The sequence below is a fragment of the Microbacterium sp. GCM10027623 genome, assembly GCF_042666935.1.
In the GTDB taxonomy this organism is placed as follows: Bacteria; Actinomycetota; Actinomycetes; order Actinomycetales; family Microbacteriaceae; genus Microbacterium.
Genome location: NZ_JBHTHE010000004.1, coordinates 81,040 through 100,954, shown reverse-complemented (window position 1 = coordinate 100,954; position 19,915 = coordinate 81,040). Strand labels below are relative to the sequence as shown.

The following is a 19,915-nucleotide window of genomic DNA, read 5'->3' as shown; positions in this document are numbered from 1 at the left end:
TGCCATGAATTCCCTGCTCCCTGAGCCCGCCGAAGGGTTCGACACCGTTCTCGTCGCGAACCGCGGCGAGATCGCATGCCGCATCATCCGCACCCTGCGCGACCGGGGCATCCGCAGCGTCGCCGTCTACAGCGACGCGGATGCCGGCGCGCCGCACGTCCGCGAGGCCGACGAAGCCGTGCGCATCGGCCCCGCCCCCGCCTCCGAGTCCTACCTGCGCGTGGACGCGATCATCGATGCCGCGAGAAGGAGCGGAGCCCAGGCGATCCACCCCGGCTATGGATTCCTCTCCGAGAGCGTCGCCCTCGCCGCCGCGTGCGCGGACGCCGACATCGTGTTCATCGGGCCCGATGTGCGCGCCCTCGACATCATGGGCGACAAGGCGCGAGCCCGCGATCACGTCTCGGCCCACGGCGTGCCGGTGGTTCCGGGCTTCAATGCGACGGGGATGGACGATGCGCGGATCCGCGCACTCGCCGATGACATCGGCTACCCGCTGCTGGTCAAGCCCAGCGCCGGCGGTGGCGGCAAGGGCATGGAGGTCGTCCGCTCCGGCGACGAGTTGATGCCGGCTCTGGCGACCGCCCGCCGCGTGGCGACGGCCGCTTTCGGCGACGACTCGATGGTGCTCGAACGGCTCATCCAGCGGCCACGACACATCGAGGTCCAGGTCTTCGGCGACACGCACGGCACGGTCATCGCGCTGGGGGAGCGCGAGTGCACTCTGCAGCGGCGGCACCAGAAGGTCATCGAGGAGGCCCCCGCCGCGCACCTCCCCGACAGCGTGCGGCAGCGCCTGCTGGAGGCCGCGGTGGCGGCCGCACGGAGTGTCGAGTACGTCGGCGCCGGCACCGTGGAGTTCCTCGTGGAGGCGGACTCGGTCGACGAGTTCTTCTTCATCGAGATGAACACGCGCCTGCAGGTCGAGCATCCGGTGACCGAGGAGGTCACCCGCCTCGACCTCGTCGCCCTGCAGCTCGACGTCGCCGCAGGACGCGCACTGCCCGAGCCGCCGGAGGTGCGCGGTCATGCCATCGAGGCGCGCGTGTACGCGGAATCCCCCGAACGCGGCTTCCTGCCTTCCACGGGGGAGGTGCTGCTCTTCGACGCACCGCGTGGCGTCCGTGTGGATGCGGCGGTCGAGACCGGTTCCGAGGTGACGGGGTTCTACGACCCCATGATCGCCAAGGTGATCGCGTTCGCGGCGGACCGCGACACCGCCCTGCGCCGGCTGGACGCCGCGCTGAAGCGCACCGTCGTGCTGGGAGTGGAGACGAACATCGCCTTCCTGCGCGCGCTGTGCGGGCACGAGCGCGTCGTCGCCGGGGATCTGGACACCGGACTGATCGAGACGATGCTGCCGTTGCCGGCGCAGCATCCGTCCGAGCGGATGCTCTCGGCTGCCGCATCCGCATCCGCATCGCCTGCGCCCTCCGGAGCGCAGGTCGGCGAACTGTGGCGGACCGCACTCGGCTGGCGCCTCGGCACCGCGGCCGACACGGCATCACCCGCTTTCCTCACGGACGGCGACGAGATCCTCGAGGCCGTCGCCACCGTCGACCCCTCCCGCGCCGCGGCCGCGGCCGTCGACGCCGAGGGCGCCGTCTGGGTCGCCGAGGACGGAATCACCCTGCGGCTGCGGCCGCTGTCCCGTCGAGATCGGATGCGGCGCCGCATCGCCGAGCGCACGACGGCCTCGGGTCCCCGACAGCCCGAGTGCCTGGCCCCGATGCCCGGTGCCGTCGTCGCCGTGCACGTCGCCGACGGCGATGTGGTGCGTGCCGGAGACCCCCTTGTCTCGATCGAGGCGATGAAGATGGAGCACCCCGTGCTCGCCCCGCACGACGGCACCGTGGAACTGCGGGTCGCCCTCGGCGATCAGGTTCGGCGCGACCAGCCCGTCGCCCATGTCAGCGAACAGGAGACAGCATGACCGACGACCTCAGCAGCATCGGACTGAACGAGGAGCAGCGCGAACTCGCCGCGATGGTCCGCGACTTCGCCGAGCAGGTGGTCGCGCCGCAGGCCTACGAGGCCGACCGCACCCACACCCTCAACCTCGACGTCGTGCGGCAGATGGGGGACCTGGGCCTGTTCGGCCTGCCCTTCCCCGAGGAGCACGGCGGTCAGGGCGGCGACTACCTCGCCCTGGGCCTGGCGATCGAAGCGCTCGCGCGCGTCGACCAGTCGATCGCCATCACCCTCGAGGCGGGTGTGAGTCTCGGCGCGATGCCCATCCACCGCTTCGGCACCGAGAAGCAGAAGGCCGAGTACCTGCCTTCGCTGCTCGCCGGACGGCAGCTGGCGGGTTTCGGGCTCACCGAGCCCGAAGCGGGCAGTGACGCGGGCGCCACCCGCACGAGCGCGCGCCTGGAGAACGGCGAGTGGGTGATCGACGGCACCAAGCAGTTCATCACCAACTCGGGCACGGCCATCACGCGCTTCGTCACGGTGACGGCCGTCACCGGCTCCCGCCCCGGCGCGAACGGCGAGCGCAAGGAGATCTCCACCATCATCGTGCCCAACGGCACTCCCGGCTTCACCGTCGAACCCGCTTACGACAAGGTCGGCTGGAATGCCTCCGACACCCACCCGCTCACGCTTCAGGGGGTGCGCGTGCCCGAGGAGAACCTGCTGGGCGAGCGCGGGCTGGGCTTCGGCAACTTCCTCAGCATCCTCGACGAGGGCCGGATCGCCATCGCGGCGCTGGCGACCGGTGCGGCTGAGGGATGTCTGGAGGCAGCCGTCGACTACGCGAAGAAGCGCACCGTCTTCGGCGCCGCGCTCAGCACGCGGCAGAACGCCCAGTTCACACTCGCCCGCATGCGGGCCCGGGTGCACACCGCCCGGCTCGCCTGGCACCACGCGGCTCGGCTCCGCGACGCAGGCCGGCCCTTCGCCGAGGCGGCAGCCATCGCCAAACTCGTCTCCGGTGACGCGGCGATGGACAACGCGCGCGATGCGACGCAGATCTTCGGCGGCAACGGCTTCATGAACGAATACTCCGTCGGCAGGCACTACCGCGACTCCAAGATCCTCGAGATCGGTGAGGGCACCACCGAGGTGCAGCTGCTCGTGATCGCGCGCGGCCTGGGACTGGCCGGCTGAGCCCTCGAGAGGAAGTAGGGTGCGCACATGACAGATATCGTCCAGCGCGGGCTGTATTACGAGGAGTTCGAGCTCGGCGCCCGCTACCTGCACCGCCCGGGGCGCACGGCGACCGAGGCCGACAACGTCCTGTTCACCACGCTGACCATGAACACGCAGTCCCTCCACCTGGATGCCGCGTTCTCCGCGGACCAGCAGCCGTTCGGGCAACGGCTGATGAACTCGATGTGGACGCTGTCGACCATGGTCGGCGCCTCGGTGGCCCAGCTCACCCAGGGCACCCTGGTGGCCCAGTTGGGGCTCAGCGACATCGCGTTCCCGCACCCGGTGTTCCACGGCGACACGCTGTACACCGAGAGCGTGATCACCGACAAGCGACTGTCCTCGTCGCGCCCGGGGCAGGGGATCTGCACGATCGAGCACACCGGGCGCAATCAGGACGGCATCGTCGTCGCCACCGCCACCCGTGTGGCGCTCATGCGATGCCTGCCGGAAGGGGAATCATGAGCTTCCATCTGGGTCCCGCGCTGCTGTTCTGCCCGGCCGATCGCCCCGAACGGTTCGCGGGCGCGCTCGCGAAGGCCGACGCGGTGATCCTCGATCTCGAGGATGCCGTGCTGCCCGCAGCCAAGGCGTCTGCGCGGGACAACGTCCTCGCGTCGAATCTGGACCCCGGCCGAGTCATCGTGCGCGTGAACGACCCCGCTTCCGTCGAGTTCTCCGCCGACCTCGCGGCGGTCGCGCGCACGCCCTATCGCAACGTCATGGTCGCCAAGACCGAGGACCCGGCGGCGCTGGACGCCTTCGACGAGTCCTTCTCCGTGATCGCCCTGTGCGAGACGGCTGCAGGCGTGGTGCACGCCGCGGACATCGCGGCGCACCCCCGGGTGGTCGCACTGATGTGGGGCGCCGAGGATCTGGTCGCCTCCCTCGGGGGGACGGCGAGCCGCTTCGCCGACGGGCGTTACCGGGATGTGGCGCGGCACGCCCGGTCGGCCGTGCTCATCGCTGCCGCATCGCACGGCAAGGCGGCCGTCGACGCCGTGCACCTGGACATCGACGACGAGTCCGGCCTCGCCGCCGAGGCGGCCGATGCCGTGGCATCCGGCTTCCGCGCGACTGCCTGCATCCACCCGAAGCAGGTGGTCACGATCCGCGACGCCTATCGCCCCGATGCCGCCACGGTGGAATGGGCGCGGGCGGTCCTGGCCGCCGCGGACGGGGAGCGGGGAGTGTTCCGCTTCGACGGCCGGATGGTCGACGAGCCGGTGCTGCGGCACGCCAGGGCGATCTTGGACTCGGCCGGCGCCTGAGCCGCCGCGCCGCCCGCTCAGACGGAGATCGGCTCCAGCAGGCGCAGGGTGGCGTGCTCGGCGACGAAGCGGTGCACGGAGCCGTTCCGGAGCAGATCGCCCTCGCGAGGCAGGCTGCCGCCCGAGGCGTGCAGCAGCAGCGCTCGGATGACGCCGCCATGGGTGACCACGATGATCGATTCCTGATGCGGTGTCGATCGCCTGCGTGAGGCGCGCACGATGCGATCGAGGGAGTCCAGTGCCCGGTCTCGCACCTCCTCGAGGCTCTCAGCCCCCGGAACCTCGGAGTGCCAGCCGCCGTAGCGGGCGATGTAATCGGCGACGTCGATGCCCTCGCCCTCTCCGAACGACCGCTCGCGCAGGCCCTTGGTGGTCACGGGCGCATCCAATCCGAGCCGGGTGGCGATGATCCGCGCCGTCTCCTGCGCACGCGACAGCGGGCTGGCGTAGACGGCGTCGTACGATTCCGAGGCGAGGACCTCGGCGGCGGCGAGCGCGTCGGCGCGACCGGTGTCGTTGAGGGGGATGTCGGTGCTGCCCTGGATGCGTCGCTCCAGGTTCCAGTCGGTCTGGCCATGGCGCACAAGAGTGATGAGGGTCACGCTTCGACCTTACGCGAGCCTGTCCGCGAGAGCGCTGAGCACGGGGCTCGTCCCGCCCGTGACGACGGCGTCGGCCCAGCCGTCGGCGCGCGTCGGCTCGCGGTTCACGATCACCAGCGGGATGCCGCGGCGGCGAGCGCGCTCGATGATGCGGATGCCGGAGTTGACCATCAGCGACGTTCCCGCCACCAGGAGGGCATCGGAGGCGTGCAGCAGCGACTCCGCGGCACGGAACCGGGCGGCAGGGACGAACTCGCCGAAGAACACCACTTCGGGCTTCAGCATGCCTGTGCACACCGTGCACGAGGGGATGACGAAGCCCTCGGTGCTCTCGGGTGTGACGTCGCCGTCGGGATTCAGCTGGATGGCCTCGGGCCGGCGCACCCAGGGGTTGAGCTCTTCCAGCTGGTCGGCGACCGCACGCCTGTCCAGCACCTGGCCGCAGCGCAGGCAGAGCACGCGGTGCATCGTGCCGTGGATCTCGACGACCCGCGTGCTCCCGGCGCGCAGGTGCAGGCCGTCGACGTTCTGGGTGACCACGCCGCTGACCGCGCCGGCGCGCTCCATCCGCGCCACAGCCACGTGACCTTCGTTCGGATCGGGAGAGGTGAAGGCGCGCCAGCCCAGGTGCCCGCCCAGCCAGTAGCGCCGCCGAGCGGCCTCGTCCGCCAGGTAGGTCTGGATGGTCATCGGGTTCGCGCGAGGGCGTGCACCGATTCCGCGGTAGGCCGGGATGCCGGAGTCGGTGGAGATCCCCGCTCCGGTGAGGACCGCCACCCGGCGCCCGCGGAGCAACGCCGCGATGCGATCGATCTCGCCCTGCGGCACGGTCTGCGCGGCCATCGGGTGATCCGTCTCGCTCGCCTGCACGATCCGAAGTCTACGACCCGGCGCGGGTGCAAGGGCCGGGCGCGCACCTGTCAGAGTGGACGGCATGAACATCGTGCACGTCGATGACGCCTCCGACCCTCGCCTCGACGACTACCGGTCGCTCACCGACGTCGCGCTTCGTCGCGTGCACGAGCCCGAGGGCGGCCTGTACATGGCCGAGTCGGCCAAGGTCATCGCGCGCGCCGTGCAGGCCGGGCACCGACCACGGTCGGTGCTGACGCAGCAGAAGTGGCTGGATGCCGTGGAGCAGGCTCTGGCCGGCGTCGAGGCGACCGTGTATCTCGCGCCGCCGGAGGTCAGTGAGCGGGTGACGGGATTCGCGATCCACCGCGGACCACTGGCGTCCATGCACCGACCGGTCGAACCGGACCTGACGGATGTGCTCCGGACGGCTCGGTTGGCGCTCGTGCTGGAGGACATCACCGACCACACCAACGTGGGTGCGGCCTTCCGGGCGGCGGCAGCGCTCGGGGCCGACGCCGTGCTGGTGACCCCCCGGTGCGCCGACCCGCTCTACCGCCGCAGCGTGCGCGTCAGCATGGGCACGGTGTTCCAGGTGCCCTGGACCCGGATCGGCAGCTGGAGCGACGCCGCACCCGTCCTGCACGCCCTGGGGTTCGAGATCGCCGCTCTCGCACTCAGCGACCAGGCGGTCCGGCTGGACGCCTACGCGGCGACCCGTCCCGAGCGGGTGGCGCTCGTGATGGGCACCGAGGGCGACGGCCTGACCGCCCAGGCGATCGATGCCGCCGACACCGTCGTCACGATCCCCATGCGGGGCGGCGTGGACTCGCTCAACGTGGCGTCTGCCGCGGCCGTGGCCCTCTGGGAGATGACGCGCGCCTGAACCCCGCGATCAGCCGTCCGCTCCGGGAAGTCGCACCGGGCTCGCCTCCGGACGCTTCGCAGCGATGTGGTCGCCCGAGGACTGGTGGCGCAGACGCCGCAGCACCCAGGGGACGAGATGCTCGCGCGCCCAGCCGATGTCCTCGGTGCGGGCCTCGCGCCACGAGCGCACCGGCAGCGGGTCCGGCTGCATCGCCTGCAGGTCGTTCGGAACGTTCAGAGCCCGCAGCACCATCCGCGCGACTTCGTGATGCCCGAGAGCGTTGTAGTGCAGCCGGTCGTCGTCGAAGAACCGGGGGTCCTGCACGACCTTCAGCGCCCACTGGTCGGCGACGATGCAGTCGTGTCGCTCCGCGATCGCCCGCACGTTCTCGTTGTAGATCGCGACCTTGCCGCGGAACGCGCGGAACACCGGCGTGAAGGCGGTGTCGATGCCCGTGAAGAGCACGACGGCCGCACCGGTGGCGGCCAGTCGTGCGACGGCATCCTCCAGCTGCGCCGCGATGTCATCGGGATCGGTGCGGGGACGGATGATGTCGTTGCCGCCCGCGGAGATCGAGATCAGGTCCGGCTTGAGAGCGATGGCCGGTTCGATCTGGTCCGCGACGATCTGTGCGATCAGCTTGCCGCGGACGGCGAGGTTCGCGTAGGCGAAGTCGTCGACCTCCTGCGCGAGCACCTCTGCGACGCGGTCCGCCCAGCCGCGATGGCCGTCGGGGAGCGCGGGATCGGGGTCGCCGATGCCCTCGGTGAAGGAGTCGCCGATCGCGACGAACCGCCGCCAGGGGTGCGGCCCCTGGTTCTCGACGAACGGGGCGCGGGGGGATTCGTCGTCAGTCATGGGATTCTCCTTCGCCAGTCCAGTCGGCCGCGGCGCTAGCGCCGGTGAGAGCCTACCCGGGCGGATCGGGCGGCGTGCGAGGGGATGTCGCCGGGCTGGATTATCGTAGATCCGATGCTCTCTCCGTCCTTCCCGCAGCGCGCCCCATGGGGTACCGCCGACAAGCTTCGGGCGTGGCAGCGGGAGGCGCTGGACACGTATTTCCAGGCCGACCAGCGCGATTTCCTGGTCGCCGCCACCCCGGGCGCCGGGAAGACCACGTTCGCCCTGACGCTGGCGGTCGAGCTGATGCGCATGGGCGAGGTCGACCGCGTCATCGTGGTCGCCCCGACCGAGCACCTGAAGACGCAGTGGGCGGACGCGGCCGCGCGGGTCAGCATCCGCCTCGATCCGCGGTTCCGCAACAGCCACTGGGCGCCGGCCCGGCACTATCACGGCGTCGTCGTGACCTACGCGCAGGTCGCGGCGAAGGCCGGCCTGCACCGCCACCTCACCGAGGGGGCGAGGACCCTCGTGATCCTCGACGAGGTGCACCATGGCGGAGACGCGCTGAGCTGGGGCGATGCGATCAGGGAGGCGTACGGTCCCGCGCGTCGTCGACTGCTGCTGTCGGGCACGCCGTTCCGCAGCGACACGGCGCCGATCCCCTTCGTGCAGTACCAGCCCGATGAATCCGGCGCACGGGTGTCCTCCACCGACTACAGCTACGGCTACGGGCGTGCTCTCGCAGACGGCGTGGTCAGGCCGGTGCTGTTCCACATGTACTCCGGCAAGATGCGCTGGCGCACGAGCGCGGGGGACGAGCTCGAGGCACACCTCGGGCAGGACAACACCAAGGACGTCACCTCTCAGGCGTGGCGCACCGCCCTGGATCCGGAGGGGGAGTGGATGCCGGCGGTGCTGTCGGCCGCGGACCGCCGCCTCACCGAGATCCGTCATCATGTCCCGGATGCCGGAGGACTGGTCCTCGCGACCGACCAGACCGTCGCGCGCGCCTACGTGAAGATCCTGCACAGCATCACCGGAGAACAGCCGGTCGTGGTCCTGTCCGACGACGCGTCCGCATCCGAGCGGATCGAGCAGTTCAGCTCCAGCACGCGCCGCTGGATGGTGGCCGTGCGCATGGTTTCCGAGGGAGTCGACGTGCCGCGGCTCGCCGTCGGCGTCTATGCGACGTCCTCCTCGACGCCGCTGTTCTTCGCCCAGGCGATCGGGCGCTTCGTCCGCGCCCGACGGCGGGGCGAAGCGGCGAGCGTGTTCCTGCCCAACGTGCCGGTGCTGATGACGCTCGCGGGGGAGATGGAGCGCCAGCGCGACCACGCCCTCGACAGGAAGGCGAAGGACGAGGACGGGCTCGACGACTCGCTGCTGGAGAGCGCGAACCGTGAGGACGAGGCGTCGGATGCCCTGACCCAGGAGTTCAGCTACCAGGCCATCTCCTCGCTGGCGCACTTCGACCGGGTCGTGTTCGAGGGCAAGGATTTCGGCCAGCTCGCCGAGCCCGGCACCCCCGAGGAAGAGGAGTTCATCGGTCTGCCCGGCCTCCTGGAGCCCGAGTCGGTGCATGAGCTGCTCATGCAGCGCCAGGCCCGTCAGAGCAGGCTCAGGGAAGCCCGCGAGGCGTCGACGCCGCCCGAGGCGACGAGCACGCTCCCCGCTCCGCTGCATCGCACCCTGCGGGAGCAGAGGCAGCTTCTGAACAGCCTGGTCGGTCTGTACGCCCGCCAGAGCGGGGAGCCGCACGGGTCGGTGCATGCCGAGCTGCGCCGGGTCTGCGGCGGCCCGGCCGTCGCGCAAGCCACGGTCACGCAGCTGCAGTCGCGCATCGACGTGCTGCGCAAGCGCGTTCGCGCGTGACCTTCGGCTCTCCGAAATCCTGTCAATCCGCGTTCTGGTGCGGGGTGGAGATGGCGTGCTCGATACGGTGGGATGTTCCCTCAACGAGCCCGGAGGCACCATGACCGCGCCCGATCCGTCCACCGCCGCAGAGCGCCGGCAGTGGGCTCGCTATCTCGTCGAGGAGCGCGCGGAGGGCGCGGTGTATTCGCGCCTGGCCGCGCGCAAGCACGGTGAGGAGAGGGAGATCCTGCTCTCCCTCGCCGAGGCCGAGCGCCGTCACGAGCAGCACTGGCTGGACATGCTCGGCGGTGAGCCGCAGCGCCTCCCCAAGGCGGGTCTGCGGTCGCGGATGCTCGGCTGGATGGCGGGCCGGTTCGGCTCGATCTTCGTGCTCGCCCTCGCGCAGAGCGCCGAGGCGCGGTCGCCGTATGACGCCGAGGAGCACGCGACGCCGGCGATGCGGGCTGACGAGAAGGTGCATCACGAGGTCGTGCGCGGGCTCGCCGCTCGCGGGCGGCGTCGACTGTCAGGCTCCTTCCGCGCTGCCGTGTTCGGCGCGAACGACGGACTCGTGTCGAACCTCGCGCTGGTGCTCGGCATCGGCGCCACCGGGGTCGGCTCCGGGTTCGTGCTGTTCAGCGGCATCGCCGGGCTGCTCGCCGGTGCGCTGTCCATGGGAGCGGGCGAGTTCGTGTCCGTGCGCTCTCAGCGCGAGCTCCTCGCCGCGACCGAGGCGAACAACAACGCGGATGCCACCGCCGGTGACCTCGATATCGATGCCAACGAGCTCGCCCTCGTCTACCGGGCGCGCGGGATGGCGCAGGAGGAGTCGCTGGAGCGCGCGCAGCGCGTCGTCGCGGCCGCGCGCGCAGGTGCGCGCAGAGACACGACCGGGCCGCTGGGCACGCACGGCGATCACGACATCGTCGGCAGCGACTGGACCGCGGCGATATCCAGCTTCCTGCTCTTCGCGTCCGGTGCCATCGTGCCGGTGCTGCCCTGGATCTTCGGTCTGACCGGAATCACGGCGATTCTGGTCGCGCTGCTGCTGGTGGGGCTGGCGCTGCTCGTCACCGGAGCCATGGTCGGGGTGCTCTCCGGTGGACCGCCACTGCGCCGCGCCCTGCGCCAGCTCGCCATCGGCTTCGGGGCCGCCGCCATCACCTACGGCCTGGGATGGGTGTTCGGCATCGGCGCGGTCTGACCCGCAGCGGTCGAAGCGTCAACCCCCTCGCGAAATCGCGCGGGGTGCGAGTGACTGGGTCTTCCCACTTCGAAGAGCAAGGAGTTCAGCATGACGCAGATCATCGAGACAGTGGATGTCGACGTCCCCGTCACCGCCGCGTACAACCAGTGGACGCAGTTCGAGAGCTTCCCGCATTTCCTGGAGGAGGTCGTCTCCATCACCCAGCTCGATGACACCCGGAACCACTGGGTCGTCAACGTCGGCGGTGTGGAGCGCGAGTTCGACACCGAGATCACCGAGCAGCATCCCGACGAACGGGTCGCCTGGCGCAGCCTCGGGGGAGAGACCGCGCACGCCGGCGCCGTCACCTTCCACCGCCTCGGCGACGCCTCCACCCGCGTGACGGTGCAGATCGACTGGGAGCCGGAGGGACTGCTCGAGAAGATCGGCTCCGTGGTGGGCATCGCCTCCCACGCCGTCCGGAAGGACCTCGACAACTTCAAGGAGTTCATCGAGGGCAGGGGCGGCGCGGCGACGGGCGCGTGGCGGGGTGACGTCGAGTCCTGAGCCGTCGCCGCGGATCTCGGTGGTCATACCGGTCCGCGACGACGCACGGCTGCTGCTGCGATGCCTGCGGGCACTGCAGCAGCAGCGGCTTCCGGCCGACGAGGTGATCGTCGTCGACAACGATTCGGTCGACGGCTCCGCTGCCGTCGCCACGGCGGCGGGAGCGCGCGTGGTGCACTGCGTCGAACGCGGCATCCCCGCGGCCAGCGCGGCCGGATACGACGCCGCCGACGGCGACCTCATCCTCCGACTGGACGCGGACTGCGTCCCCCCTCCGTCCTGGACCGCCGACGTCGTCACGCTGCTGCAGCGCCGCCCTGAGCTGGACGCGGTCACGGGTCCCGGACGCTTTCTGGACGGGCCCCCTGCCGTGCGTGCCGTCGCGGCGCTCGTCTACCTGGGTGCGTACGTCCTCGCGACGGCTCCCGCGCTGGGACACCTCCCTCTGTTCGGGTCGAACATGGCGCTGCGCAAGGAGGTCTGGCTGCGGGTGCGGGACCAGGTGCACCGGCATGACCCGGAAGTGCACGACGACCTCGATCTCGCGTTCCACATCGGGCGCGGAGGCAGGATCGGGGTGCTGCGGTCGGCACCCATGGGAATCTCGTTCCGGCCGATGCGCGAGGGCCGGGCGTTCGCTCGTCGCCTGCGGCGCGGCATGCGCACCGTGATCATGCACTGGCCGGGGGAGTTCCCGTCCAGAAGATGGGCGCACAGACTCCGGCACAGAACGGCAGGTGTCGTGGCATGACGCGGAAACCGGCCCGGATCCTCAGGGTCCGGGCCGGTTTCGTCTGTGCGCGGAGGGGGACTTGAACCCCCACGCCCTTGCGGGCACTGCGACCTCAACGCAGCGCGTCTACCATTCCGCCACCCGCGCAGGTGGAGAAGGCCGTTGCCGACCGAAGAGAAACATTACCAGGTTTGGCAGGCGGCACCGAACCGGGCCGCGGCCCGGGCGCGCCTCGGTCTTCGATAGCCTGGGCACATGTCCGCCAGCTCACTGCCCGAGGTCGCCAGGATCGCTCAGGATCTGATCCGCATCGACACGTCCAACTACGGCGGTGGCACGGCGAACGGAGAACGCGAGGCCGCCGAGTATGTCGGCGCGTTCCTGAGCTCCCTCGGCCTCGAACCGGAGTACTACGAGCCCATCCCGCGGCGGACCAACGTGATGGCGCGCGTACCGGGCCGCAATCCCGAGCGCCCCGCACTGGTCGTGCACGGGCACCTCGACGTCGTGCCCGCCGTGGCGGAGGACTGGAGCGTCGACCCCTTCGGGGGCGTCGTCCGGGACGGCATGCTGTGGGGGCGCGGCGCGGTCGACATGAAGAACATGGACGCGATGATCCTCACGGCCGTCGCCGACATCCTGCGTGCCGGCGAGCAGCCGGAGCGCGATCTGATCCTCGTCTTCTTCGCCGACGAGGAGAACGGCGGTGTGGAGGGGTCGGCGCTGGTGGTGCGCGACAGGCCGGAGTGGTTCACCGGCGCCACGGAGGCGATCAGCGAGGTCGGCGGCTACTCGATCACGGTCGACGACCACCGCGCCTATCTCCTGCAGGTGGGGGAGAAGGCGCTGATGTGGCTGCGTCTGGTCGCCAAGGGGCGCGCGGGCCACGGAAGCCGCTACCACGAGGACAACGCGCTCATCCGGCTCTCCGAAGCGGTGGTCTCCATCGGCCGCACCCGGTGGCCGATACGCCTGACCGCGACCACGCAGGCGCTGCTCGAGGGCTTGAGTGACCTCACCGGCCTCCCGGTCGACGATCCGGACGCCCTGGCCGCAGCTGCGGGGCCCGCCGAGGCGTTCCTGCGCTCCACGTTCCGCACCACGACCAATCCGACCATGCTCGAAGCAGGCTACAAGCACAACGTGATCCCGGAGACGGCCACCGCGCTGATCGATGTGCGCGTGATCCCCGGCACGGAGGACGATGTGCTCACCCAGCTGCAGAAGATCGTCGGCGACGACATCGAGATCCAGACGGTGGTGCGCGACATCGGCATGGAGACGGCCTTCGCCGGCGACCTGGTGGAGGCGATGGTGGCGGCGCTGGGCCGCCACGATCCCGGCGTCCCGGTCATCCCGTACCTGCTCGGTGCGGGCACCGACAACAAGGCGCTGGCCTCCATCGGCATCACGGGCTATGGATTCGCGCCGCTGCGCCTGCCCGCGGACCTCGATTTCACCGGGATGTTCCACGGAGTGGACGAGCGGGTACCCGTAGAATCTCTGGAGTTCGGCCAGCGCGTGCTGGCCGACCTGCTGCGCACCTGCTGAGCGGCATCCGCTCGCGAGGCGCAGACGCGCCCCCTCATGAAAGCACCGCATGAACCTGCTCGAAGCCCTCTTCCTCGGCGTGATCCAGGGACTCACCGAGTTCCTTCCGATCTCCTCCAGCGCACACCTGCGGATCGCGGGAGCGCTGCTGCCGTCCGGTGCGGACCCCGGGGCGGCGTTCACCGCGATCACGCAGATCGGCACCGAGGCCGCGGTCGTGGTGTTCTTCTGGCGCGACATCGTGCGCATCATCGGCCGCTGGTTCGGCTCGCTGAGCGGCAGAGTCGCGCGAAACGACCCCGACGCGCGGATGGGGTGGCTGATCATCCTCGGCAGCGTCCCGATCGTCGTGCTGGGGTTGGTGTTCCAGGACACGATCGAGACGACCCTGCGTTCGCTGTGGATCGTCGCGATCATGTTGATCGGCTTCGGCCTGCTGCTCGGCGTCGCCGACTACGTGGGCGCCAAGAAGCGTCGGCTGAACCAGCTGACGTATCCCCACGGCATCGCGTACGGCGTGGCGCAGGCGCTGGCCCTCGTGCCCGGGGTCTCCCGGTCCGGGGGCACGATCACGATGGGACTGTTCCTCGGCTACGAGCGCGCGGCCGCCGCCCGCTACGCCTTCCTGCTCGCGATCCCCGCCGTGTTCGGGAGCGGCTTCTACCAGCTGTTCAAGCACGGGGGCGACGGAGCGCAGTACTTCACGCTCGCCGAGACCTTCGCGGCGACGGGCATCGCGTTCGTCGTGGCACTCGGGGTGATCGCGTTCTTCATGAATTGGATCTCCAAGCGCAGCTTCCTGCCGTTCGTGATCTACCGCGTGCTGCTGGGCGTCGCACTGATCGTGATGCTGTCCGTGGGCGTGCTGCCGCCGAACTGATCCTTCGACCCGCTCAGGGACCGACGGCCTCAGAGGCTCAGCGTTTGTCGGGTCCGTCGCCGCGCCGCCGCAGGTAGCGCTCGAAGGCCTGAGCGATGGCGTCGCCTGAGGCGTCAGGGGAGTCCCACGCATCGCGTGTGCGCTCCAGCTGACGGATGTACTCGGTCATGTCCTCGTCATCCGCTGCTGCGGCGTCGATGGATGCCTCCCACGCCGCCGCCTCGGTGCGCAGGTGCTCGCGAGCGGGTCCCACTCCGGTCAGCTCCTCGAGCCGGTCCAGCAGAGCGAGGGTCGCTTTGGGTGACGGAGCCGCGGAGGCCACGTAATGGGGCACGCTCGCCCAGAGGCTCGCCGTGGGAATCTCGGCGCGCTCCGCATAGTGCTCGAACACGCTGAGGATGCCGACGGGTCCTTCGTAGGTCGACTTGTCCACGCCGTGGGCACTGCGCACCCGATCGTTCTGGCTCGCCGCGAAGATGGAGATCGGCCGGGTGTGCGGGACATCGGAGAGCATGGCGCCCAGCGTGATGAAGCCCGTCACGTCGTCGCGAAGGGCGACGTCGATGAACTCGGTCGCGAAGGCCTGCCACGCACGAGCGGGCTCGGATCCCGTCAGCAGCCACAACTCGGGCCCATCGGTGGGCACGGCAGGACGCCACAGGGCGGCTTCCGGCCAGTTCAGCTCCCGGCGTCCCATGGCGTCGAGCCGCGTCGACGGACGCGTGTACTGGTAGTCGAAGTACAGTTCCGGATCCACCGAGTGAACCTTCTCGTATTCGACAGAGTCGCGCAGGGCGGCAATGGCGCCGCTGGCAGCCTCGCCGGCGTCGTTCCAGCCGTCGAATGCGGCGACGATGATCCGTGAGCCGAGAACGTCCACCGCTCTCCTTCCTCTGGGCCCCGTGGGGACTCCTCCAGGGTAGTCGCCCGACGGCGAGGTCGGACGGCGCCCGGGCTAGCATGGGTGAAGTGAGTAACAAGCCCAGTGCAGTCCTGTGGGACATGGACGGAACCCTCGTCGACACCGAACCTTATTGGATGGATGCCGAAACGGGGCTGGTGGAGTCCTTCGGAGGCCGCTGGACGCAACAGGATGCTCTGCAGCTCGTGGGCAACGGCCTGCTCGACAGTGCCGGCATCCTGCAGCGTCACGGCGTGAAGATGGACGCCGAGGCCATCGTGCAGCGGCTCACCGACGAGGTCGCCTCCCGACTGCGCGCCGACGGCGTGCCGTTCCGCCCCGGGGCTCGCGAGCTGCTCGCGCAGCTCCGCGCCGACGGCATCCGCACCGCCCTGGTCACCATGTCGATGAAGCGGATGGCGCTGGATGTGGTCTCGCTGATCGACTTCACGGCATTCGACCTCGTCGTGGGCGGCGATGAGGTCGCCCGGCCCAAGCCGTTCCCCGACCCCTACCTGCAGGCGGCTGAGATGCTGGACGTCGACATCGCCGACACCGTCGTCATCGAGGACTCCCTCACCGGTGTCAGGGCCGGTCGCGCGTCCGGAGCCGTGACGCTGGGCGTCCCGCACATCGTTCCCCTGGACGGGGCGCCGGCTCATGAACTGTGGCCGACGCTCGACGGACGCCGCACCGCCGACATCCGCGACCTGCACGGTCGCTTCGCGAAGGAGACCACCCGATGACCGCCAGACGACCCAGCGGTCCCTTCCGAGAGGGCGACCGCGTGCAGCTCACCGGGCCGAAGGGCCGGATGCACACCATCACCCTGCGCGCCGACGGCGAGCTGCACACGCACCACGGCGTGCTCACGCACAGCGACCTCATCGGGCTGCCGGACGGCTCCGTCGTCGCGAACAGCGCCGGGCACGACTATCTCGCACTGCGGCCGCTGCTGCGCGATTTCGCCATGTCGATGCCGCGCGGCGCGGCGATCGTCTACCCGAAGGACTCCGCGCAGATCCTCATGCAGGCCGATATCTTCCCCGGAGCGGTCGTGGTCGAGGCCGGGGTCGGCTCGGGAGCGCTCTCGCTCGCTCTCCTGCGCGCCGTCGGGGCGGACGGCAGCCTGACGTCCTTCGAGCGACGGGAGGACTTCGCCGAGGTCGCCCGTGCGAACGTGGAGACGTTCTTCGGCGAACTGCCGGTCTCGTGGAACGTGGTCGTCGGCGACCTCGCGACGGAGCTGCCCGTGCAGGCCCAGAACGGAACCGTCGACCGGGTGGTGCTGGACATGCTTGCACCCTGGGAGTGCATGGACGTCGTCGCCGACGCGCTCACGCCGGGCGGAGTGGTGATCTGCTACATCGCGACCGCCACCCAGCTCTCCCGGGTGGCGGAGTGCATCCGCGGGACGGGACTGTTCACCGAGCCGGACGCATCGGAGACCATGGTGCGCGGCTGGCACGTCGAGGGACTCGCGGTCCGTCCGGACCATCGCATGGTCGCGCACACCGGGTTCCTGCTCACGGCCCGCCGCCTCGCGCCCGGCGCGATTCCTCCCGAGGTGCGGCGCCGCGCGTCGAAGTCCAGCTACACCGACGAGGATGTCGAGCTCTGGACGCCCGGGGCCGTCGGCGACCGCGAGATCACGGACAAGAATCTGCGCAAGCGCGCGCGGGAGGCGCAGAAGGCGGCAGCGGGCGCGCGCATCGCCGCCGCGTCGCGCGGAGGCGACACTGCTTCGGAATAGACTGGGGCGCGTGCGCAAATCGACCGCTGCCCTCTCGGCTCTCGCCCTGTCCGCTCTCGCCCTGACCGGATGCTCGACCGCGCCGGGCGCGGACGCCTCCGGCTGCGTCCGCGACGGCTCCGCCGCGCTGCAGATGGCGGTCACGGCCACCGGTGACATCGGTGAGGCGAAGGTGTCGCTGAGTTCGCCGGTGCCCACGTCGCACGTGATCTACGACGACCTCATCGTCGGAGACGGGCCGGTCGTCCGCGAAGCGGCCCAGGACGTGGTGGGCACCATCACCCTGCTCAGCGGTGCGACGGGTCAGATCATCGACAGCGGTGCGGGGGTCTGGTCGCAGAAGACTCTCAGCGACCAGTTCGGCGGTGCGGGGGCGGCTCTGGACTGCGCGACCGGCGGTTCGCGCGTCGCCTTCGCCGTGCCCGCGGCCGATCTCCCCGAGGGGCTGGCCGGCCAGGCGGGTCTGGGCGCGAACGACAGCATCGTCGGCACCATCGACATCCAGGAGGTGCTGCTGCCCAGCGCCGAGGGGCGAGACGTTTTCAACGACGCGCGAGGACTGCCGACCGTCGTCCGTGCCCCGGGCGGACGTCCCGGGATCATCATCCCCGACAGCGCGGCTCCCAGGAAGGATGTGACGCAGACGCTCATCGCCGGTGAGGGGAAGAAGGTCGGGGACGGCCTGGCGATGTTCCACTACACCGCCGTGGCCTGGGCGGACCGCACGGTCAGGAACTCGTCGTGGGACTCCGGCGTGGTGTTCGACAGGACCACTCTGCCCGAGCAGGTCATGGACCAGGTCGCCCGGGCGACCGTCGGCTCGCAGCTGCTCGTCGTGGTGCCGGGGGAGAAGGGCGACGCGACCGCCTACGTGGTGGACGTTCTGGGGATCGTCCCGCCGGAGCTGGTGAGGGGATGACCCGAGCTCAGATCCCGCCGGAGGAGCGCCTGACGAATCTCGTCGTGGCGCTGATGGCCACGGAGATCGGGCTGACCAAGCAGCAGATCCTGGAGAACGTGTCGGGCTACCGCCAACGCAGCGAGGCCGGCGTCAAGATGGATGCACTCGAGAAGATGTTCGAGCGCGACAAGGACGAACTGCGTGCGCTCGGGATGCCGGTGGAGACCATCGGCGACCCCTCCGATCCGCAGGACCTCCGCGAGGCCCGCTACCGCATCCCGCAGGCCGACTACGACTTGCCGGCGGACATCGAGTTCAGCGAGGCGGAACTGGCGGTGCTGCGGCTCGCCGGCAGCGTCTGGAGCAGCGAGTCGGTGTCCTCGGATGCTCAGGCCGGCGTGCGCAAGATCCGCGCACTGGGCATCGACGGCGACGAGCCCATCATCGGCTTCGCCCCGCGCATCGCCGTCCGCGACGCCGCGTTCCCCGCTCTCCAGGAAGGCATGGAGCGCAACCGCGTCGTCGTCTTCGACTACCTGAAGCCGGGGGAGGCGGCGTCGACTCGCCGTCGCGTGCGACCGCTCGCCCTGGTCGAGTACGAAGCGCGCTGGCACCTCTTCGGAGTCGACGTGGACGCCGACGGCGAACGCACGTTCCTGCTGAGCCGCATCGTCAGCGATGTGAAGGTGACCGGGCAGACGTTCGATCCCGCGCTGCGCGACGGCGCCGCCGACCGTGCCCTGTCGGGCCTCGCCGCCGTGGCGGCCTCGCAGAGCGCGCTGCTGGAGGTCACGCCGGGAACAGAAGCCGCGCTGCGACTGGGCAGGCGCTCCACGCCTGCTGCGCAGGGCATGCGCGTCCCCTACGTGGACCGACACATCTTCGCCGATGAGCTGGCCACGTACGGTCCGGAGGTGCGCGTGGTGGAGCCTGCCGATCTGCGAGACAGCGTGGTGGCCAGACTGCGGGCCATCGTCGATGTGCACGCGGGGGAGGGGCGCGCATGAGCGCCGCATCCGCTCCGCTTCTCGCCGGCGATCGTGTGCGCCTGTATCTCACGCTCGTGCCGTACCTGCTCGAGCGCGGACAGGTGACGCTGGACGAGGCGGCGAACGACTTCGGTGTGACTCCACGCGAGATGCGCTCGATGGTCGAGAAGCTCACCGTCATCGGACTGCCCGGCGACTCCGGCTACTGGCAGCTGCCTCAGGAGATGTTCGACATCGACTGGGACCTGCTCGACGAGCACGACATCATCGAGATCACCAACGATGTGGCGCTGCGCCGCGTGCCGCGCTTCACCGCCCGGGAGGCTGCGGCTCTGCTGGCGGGGCTGCAGATGGTGGCAGCCGTACCCGCCGTCGCCGATTCCGGGCTCGTCTCAGGCCTCATCGCCAAGCTCTCCCGCGGATCGGCCGACGCGCCGCCTGATCTCGTCGTCGCGCCGGTGACCGTCACCGAGGTGCAGAAGGTGGTGTCTCGCGCACTGCACGAGGGCGTCGCCGTCGCGTTCCGCTACCAGGCGCCGGACGCCGACCCCACGACCCGCACCGTCGACCCCGCTCAGATCCTGATCACCAACGGCCAGTGGTACCTGCAGGGCTGGTGCCACCTGCGCAAGGCGATGCGCACCTTCCATCTCGACAGGGTGAGCGAAGCGCATCTGACCGATATCGCGATCACCCACGCCGATGCGGCCGTGCCCGCGGAGTTCGGCTCGCAGGCCGCATCAGGACACGTCCTCGTGCGGGTGCCGGAGCGACTGATCCCGCTGCTCGGCTGCTTCGCGCATGAGGAGGTCACCCGTCAGGACGGTGTGGTGACGATACGGATCGGAATGGCGGACCCGCGCGGAATCAAGCGGATCGCAGCGAAGTTCGGGGGAGCTCTGGAGGTGCTCGAACCCGCCATCGCCCGCGTCGCCACGAGGGACTGGGCGGCTGCCGGACTCGACCTGTACGGTTAGACCACATGCGCCCGATGCGCGGGTAGACTGAACCGAA

At 70.2% G+C, this 19,915-nt stretch carries 20 protein-coding genes and 1 tRNA gene; 16 read left to right on the top strand and 5 right to left on the bottom strand.

The annotated features are described in order from the left end of the window. The first annotated feature begins 4 nt into the window (after positions 1-4). Genes ACFQY2_RS15610 through ACFQY2_RS15595 form a run of 4 tightly spaced genes read left to right on the top strand, consistent with a single transcriptional unit; the run spans position 5 to position 4,421 of the window. On the top strand, positions 5-1,933 hold the full coding sequence (locus ACFQY2_RS15610; RefSeq protein ID WP_378746924.1) for an acetyl/propionyl/methylcrotonyl-CoA carboxylase subunit alpha: 1,929 nt from the start codon (positions 5-7) through the stop codon (positions 1,931-1,933). Continuing rightward, positions 1,930-3,108 (top strand): acyl-CoA dehydrogenase family protein, encoded by a 1,179-nt coding sequence (locus ACFQY2_RS15605; RefSeq protein WP_378746923.1) that lies wholly within the window; start codon positions 1,930-1,932, stop codon positions 3,106-3,108. Before ACFQY2_RS15610 ends, ACFQY2_RS15605 begins: the two co-directional genes overlap by 4 nt. Before the next feature lie 27 nt (positions 3,109-3,135). Then, positions 3,136-3,615 (top strand): MaoC family dehydratase, encoded by a 480-nt coding sequence (locus tag ACFQY2_RS15600; protein ID WP_378746922.1) that lies wholly within the window; start codon positions 3,136-3,138, stop codon positions 3,613-3,615. Further along, positions 3,612-4,421 carry an HpcH/HpaI aldolase/citrate lyase family protein gene (locus ACFQY2_RS15595; protein WP_378746920.1) on the top strand — a complete coding sequence of 270 codons (810 nt, stop codon included), beginning with the start codon at positions 3,612-3,614 and terminating at the stop codon, positions 4,419-4,421. The genes ACFQY2_RS15600 and ACFQY2_RS15595 overlap by 4 nt, the downstream gene beginning before the upstream one ends. 17 nt (positions 4,422-4,438) lie before the next feature. Here the strand turns inward: ACFQY2_RS15595 and ACFQY2_RS15590 are convergent, their stop codons facing one another. Further along, complete coding sequence (locus ACFQY2_RS15590) at positions 4,439-5,023, bottom strand: histidine phosphatase family protein (RefSeq protein WP_378746919.1); 585 nt, start codon at positions 5,021-5,023, stop codon at positions 4,439-4,441. 9 nt (positions 5,024-5,032) lie between these two features. Next, positions 5,033-5,866, bottom strand: a complete 834-nt coding sequence (locus ACFQY2_RS15585) for a Sir2 family NAD-dependent protein deacetylase (RefSeq protein ID WP_378747055.1) — start codon at positions 5,864-5,866, stop codon at positions 5,033-5,035. 91 nt (positions 5,867-5,957) lie between these two features. Here ACFQY2_RS15585 and ACFQY2_RS15580 point away from each other — a divergent pair, with 91 nt between their 5' ends. Beyond that, the gene (locus tag ACFQY2_RS15580; RefSeq protein ID WP_378746918.1) at positions 5,958-6,761 is read left to right on the top strand and encodes a TrmH family RNA methyltransferase; all 804 of its coding nucleotides are present in this window, start codon (positions 5,958-5,960) and stop codon (positions 6,759-6,761) included. A 9-nt stretch (positions 6,762-6,770) separates the two neighbouring features. On the opposite strand, the gene ACFQY2_RS15575 is transcribed toward ACFQY2_RS15580, so the two are convergent. Then, positions 6,771-7,601 (bottom strand): SGNH/GDSL hydrolase family protein, encoded by an 831-nt coding sequence (locus tag ACFQY2_RS15575; protein WP_378746916.1) that lies wholly within the window; start codon positions 7,599-7,601, stop codon positions 6,771-6,773. Between the two features lie 114 nt (positions 7,602-7,715). On the opposite strand from ACFQY2_RS15575, the gene ACFQY2_RS15570 reads away from it, so the two are divergent. The 4 genes from ACFQY2_RS15570 (at position 7,716) to ACFQY2_RS15555 (ending at position 11,944) form a co-directional block, all read left to right on the top strand. Next, positions 7,716-9,458, top strand: a complete 1,743-nt coding sequence (locus tag ACFQY2_RS15570; protein ID WP_378746915.1) for a DEAD/DEAH box helicase — start codon at positions 7,716-7,718, stop codon at positions 9,456-9,458. A 100-nt stretch (positions 9,459-9,558) separates the two neighbouring features. After that, positions 9,559-10,644, top strand: coding sequence for a VIT1/CCC1 family protein (locus ACFQY2_RS15565; protein WP_378746914.1), 1,086 nt, complete (start codon positions 9,559-9,561; stop codon positions 10,642-10,644). 90 nt (positions 10,645-10,734) lie between these two features. Then, entirely contained in the window at positions 10,735-11,193 is a 459-nt protein-coding gene (locus tag ACFQY2_RS15560) for an SRPBCC family protein (RefSeq protein WP_378746913.1), read from the top strand. Positions 11,194-11,212: 19 nt separating this feature from the next. Then, positions 11,213-11,944, top strand: a complete 732-nt coding sequence (locus ACFQY2_RS15555; protein ID WP_378746911.1) for a glycosyltransferase — start codon at positions 11,213-11,215, stop codon at positions 11,942-11,944. 46 nt (positions 11,945-11,990) lie between these two features. Here the strand turns inward: ACFQY2_RS15555 and ACFQY2_RS15550 are convergent. Next, a tRNA-Leu gene (locus tag ACFQY2_RS15550) sits at positions 11,991-12,073 on the bottom strand. A 108-nt stretch (positions 12,074-12,181) separates the two neighbouring features. Between ACFQY2_RS15550 and ACFQY2_RS15545 the strand changes: the two genes are divergently transcribed. Together ACFQY2_RS15545 and ACFQY2_RS15540 are read left to right on the top strand one after the other, a co-directional pair. Next, positions 12,182-13,477 (top strand): M20/M25/M40 family metallo-hydrolase, encoded by a 1,296-nt coding sequence (locus tag ACFQY2_RS15545; protein WP_378746910.1) that lies wholly within the window; start codon positions 12,182-12,184, stop codon positions 13,475-13,477. A 49-nt stretch (positions 13,478-13,526) separates the two neighbouring features. Next, entirely contained in the window at positions 13,527-14,357 is an 831-nt protein-coding gene (locus ACFQY2_RS15540) for an undecaprenyl-diphosphate phosphatase (protein ID WP_378746909.1), read from the top strand. A 37-nt stretch (positions 14,358-14,394) separates the two neighbouring features. Here the strand turns inward: ACFQY2_RS15540 and ACFQY2_RS15535 are convergent, their stop codons facing one another. Next, positions 14,395-15,237 carry a PAC2 family protein gene (locus ACFQY2_RS15535; protein WP_378746907.1) on the bottom strand — a complete coding sequence of 281 codons (843 nt, stop codon included), beginning with the start codon at positions 15,235-15,237 and terminating at the stop codon, positions 14,395-14,397. Between the two features lie 80 nt (positions 15,238-15,317). Between ACFQY2_RS15535 and ACFQY2_RS15530 the strand changes: the two genes are divergently transcribed. Genes ACFQY2_RS15530 through ACFQY2_RS15510 form a run of 5 tightly spaced genes read left to right on the top strand, consistent with a single transcriptional unit; the run spans position 15,318 to position 19,878 of the window. Then, on the top strand, positions 15,318-16,004 hold the full coding sequence (locus ACFQY2_RS15530; RefSeq protein ID WP_378746906.1) for an HAD family hydrolase: 687 nt from the start codon (positions 15,318-15,320) through the stop codon (positions 16,002-16,004). Next, on the top strand, positions 16,001-17,011 hold the full coding sequence (locus ACFQY2_RS15525; RefSeq protein ID WP_378746905.1) for a tRNA (adenine-N1)-methyltransferase: 1,011 nt from the start codon (positions 16,001-16,003) through the stop codon (positions 17,009-17,011). Before ACFQY2_RS15530 ends, ACFQY2_RS15525 begins: the two co-directional genes overlap by 4 nt. 10 nt (positions 17,012-17,021) lie before the next feature. Further along, the gene (locus ACFQY2_RS15520) at positions 17,022-17,930 is read left to right on the top strand and encodes a peptidylprolyl isomerase (protein ID WP_378746904.1); all 909 of its coding nucleotides are present in this window, start codon (positions 17,022-17,024) and stop codon (positions 17,928-17,930) included. Then, positions 17,927-18,919, top strand: coding sequence for a helix-turn-helix transcriptional regulator (locus ACFQY2_RS15515; RefSeq protein WP_378746903.1), 993 nt, complete (start codon positions 17,927-17,929; stop codon positions 18,917-18,919). The genes ACFQY2_RS15520 and ACFQY2_RS15515 overlap by 4 nt, the downstream gene beginning before the upstream one ends. Continuing rightward, complete coding sequence (locus ACFQY2_RS15510; protein ID WP_378746902.1) at positions 18,916-19,878, top strand: helix-turn-helix transcriptional regulator; 963 nt, start codon at positions 18,916-18,918, stop codon at positions 19,876-19,878. Before ACFQY2_RS15515 ends, ACFQY2_RS15510 begins: the two co-directional genes overlap by 4 nt. Positions 19,879-19,915: the final 37 nt, after the last annotated feature.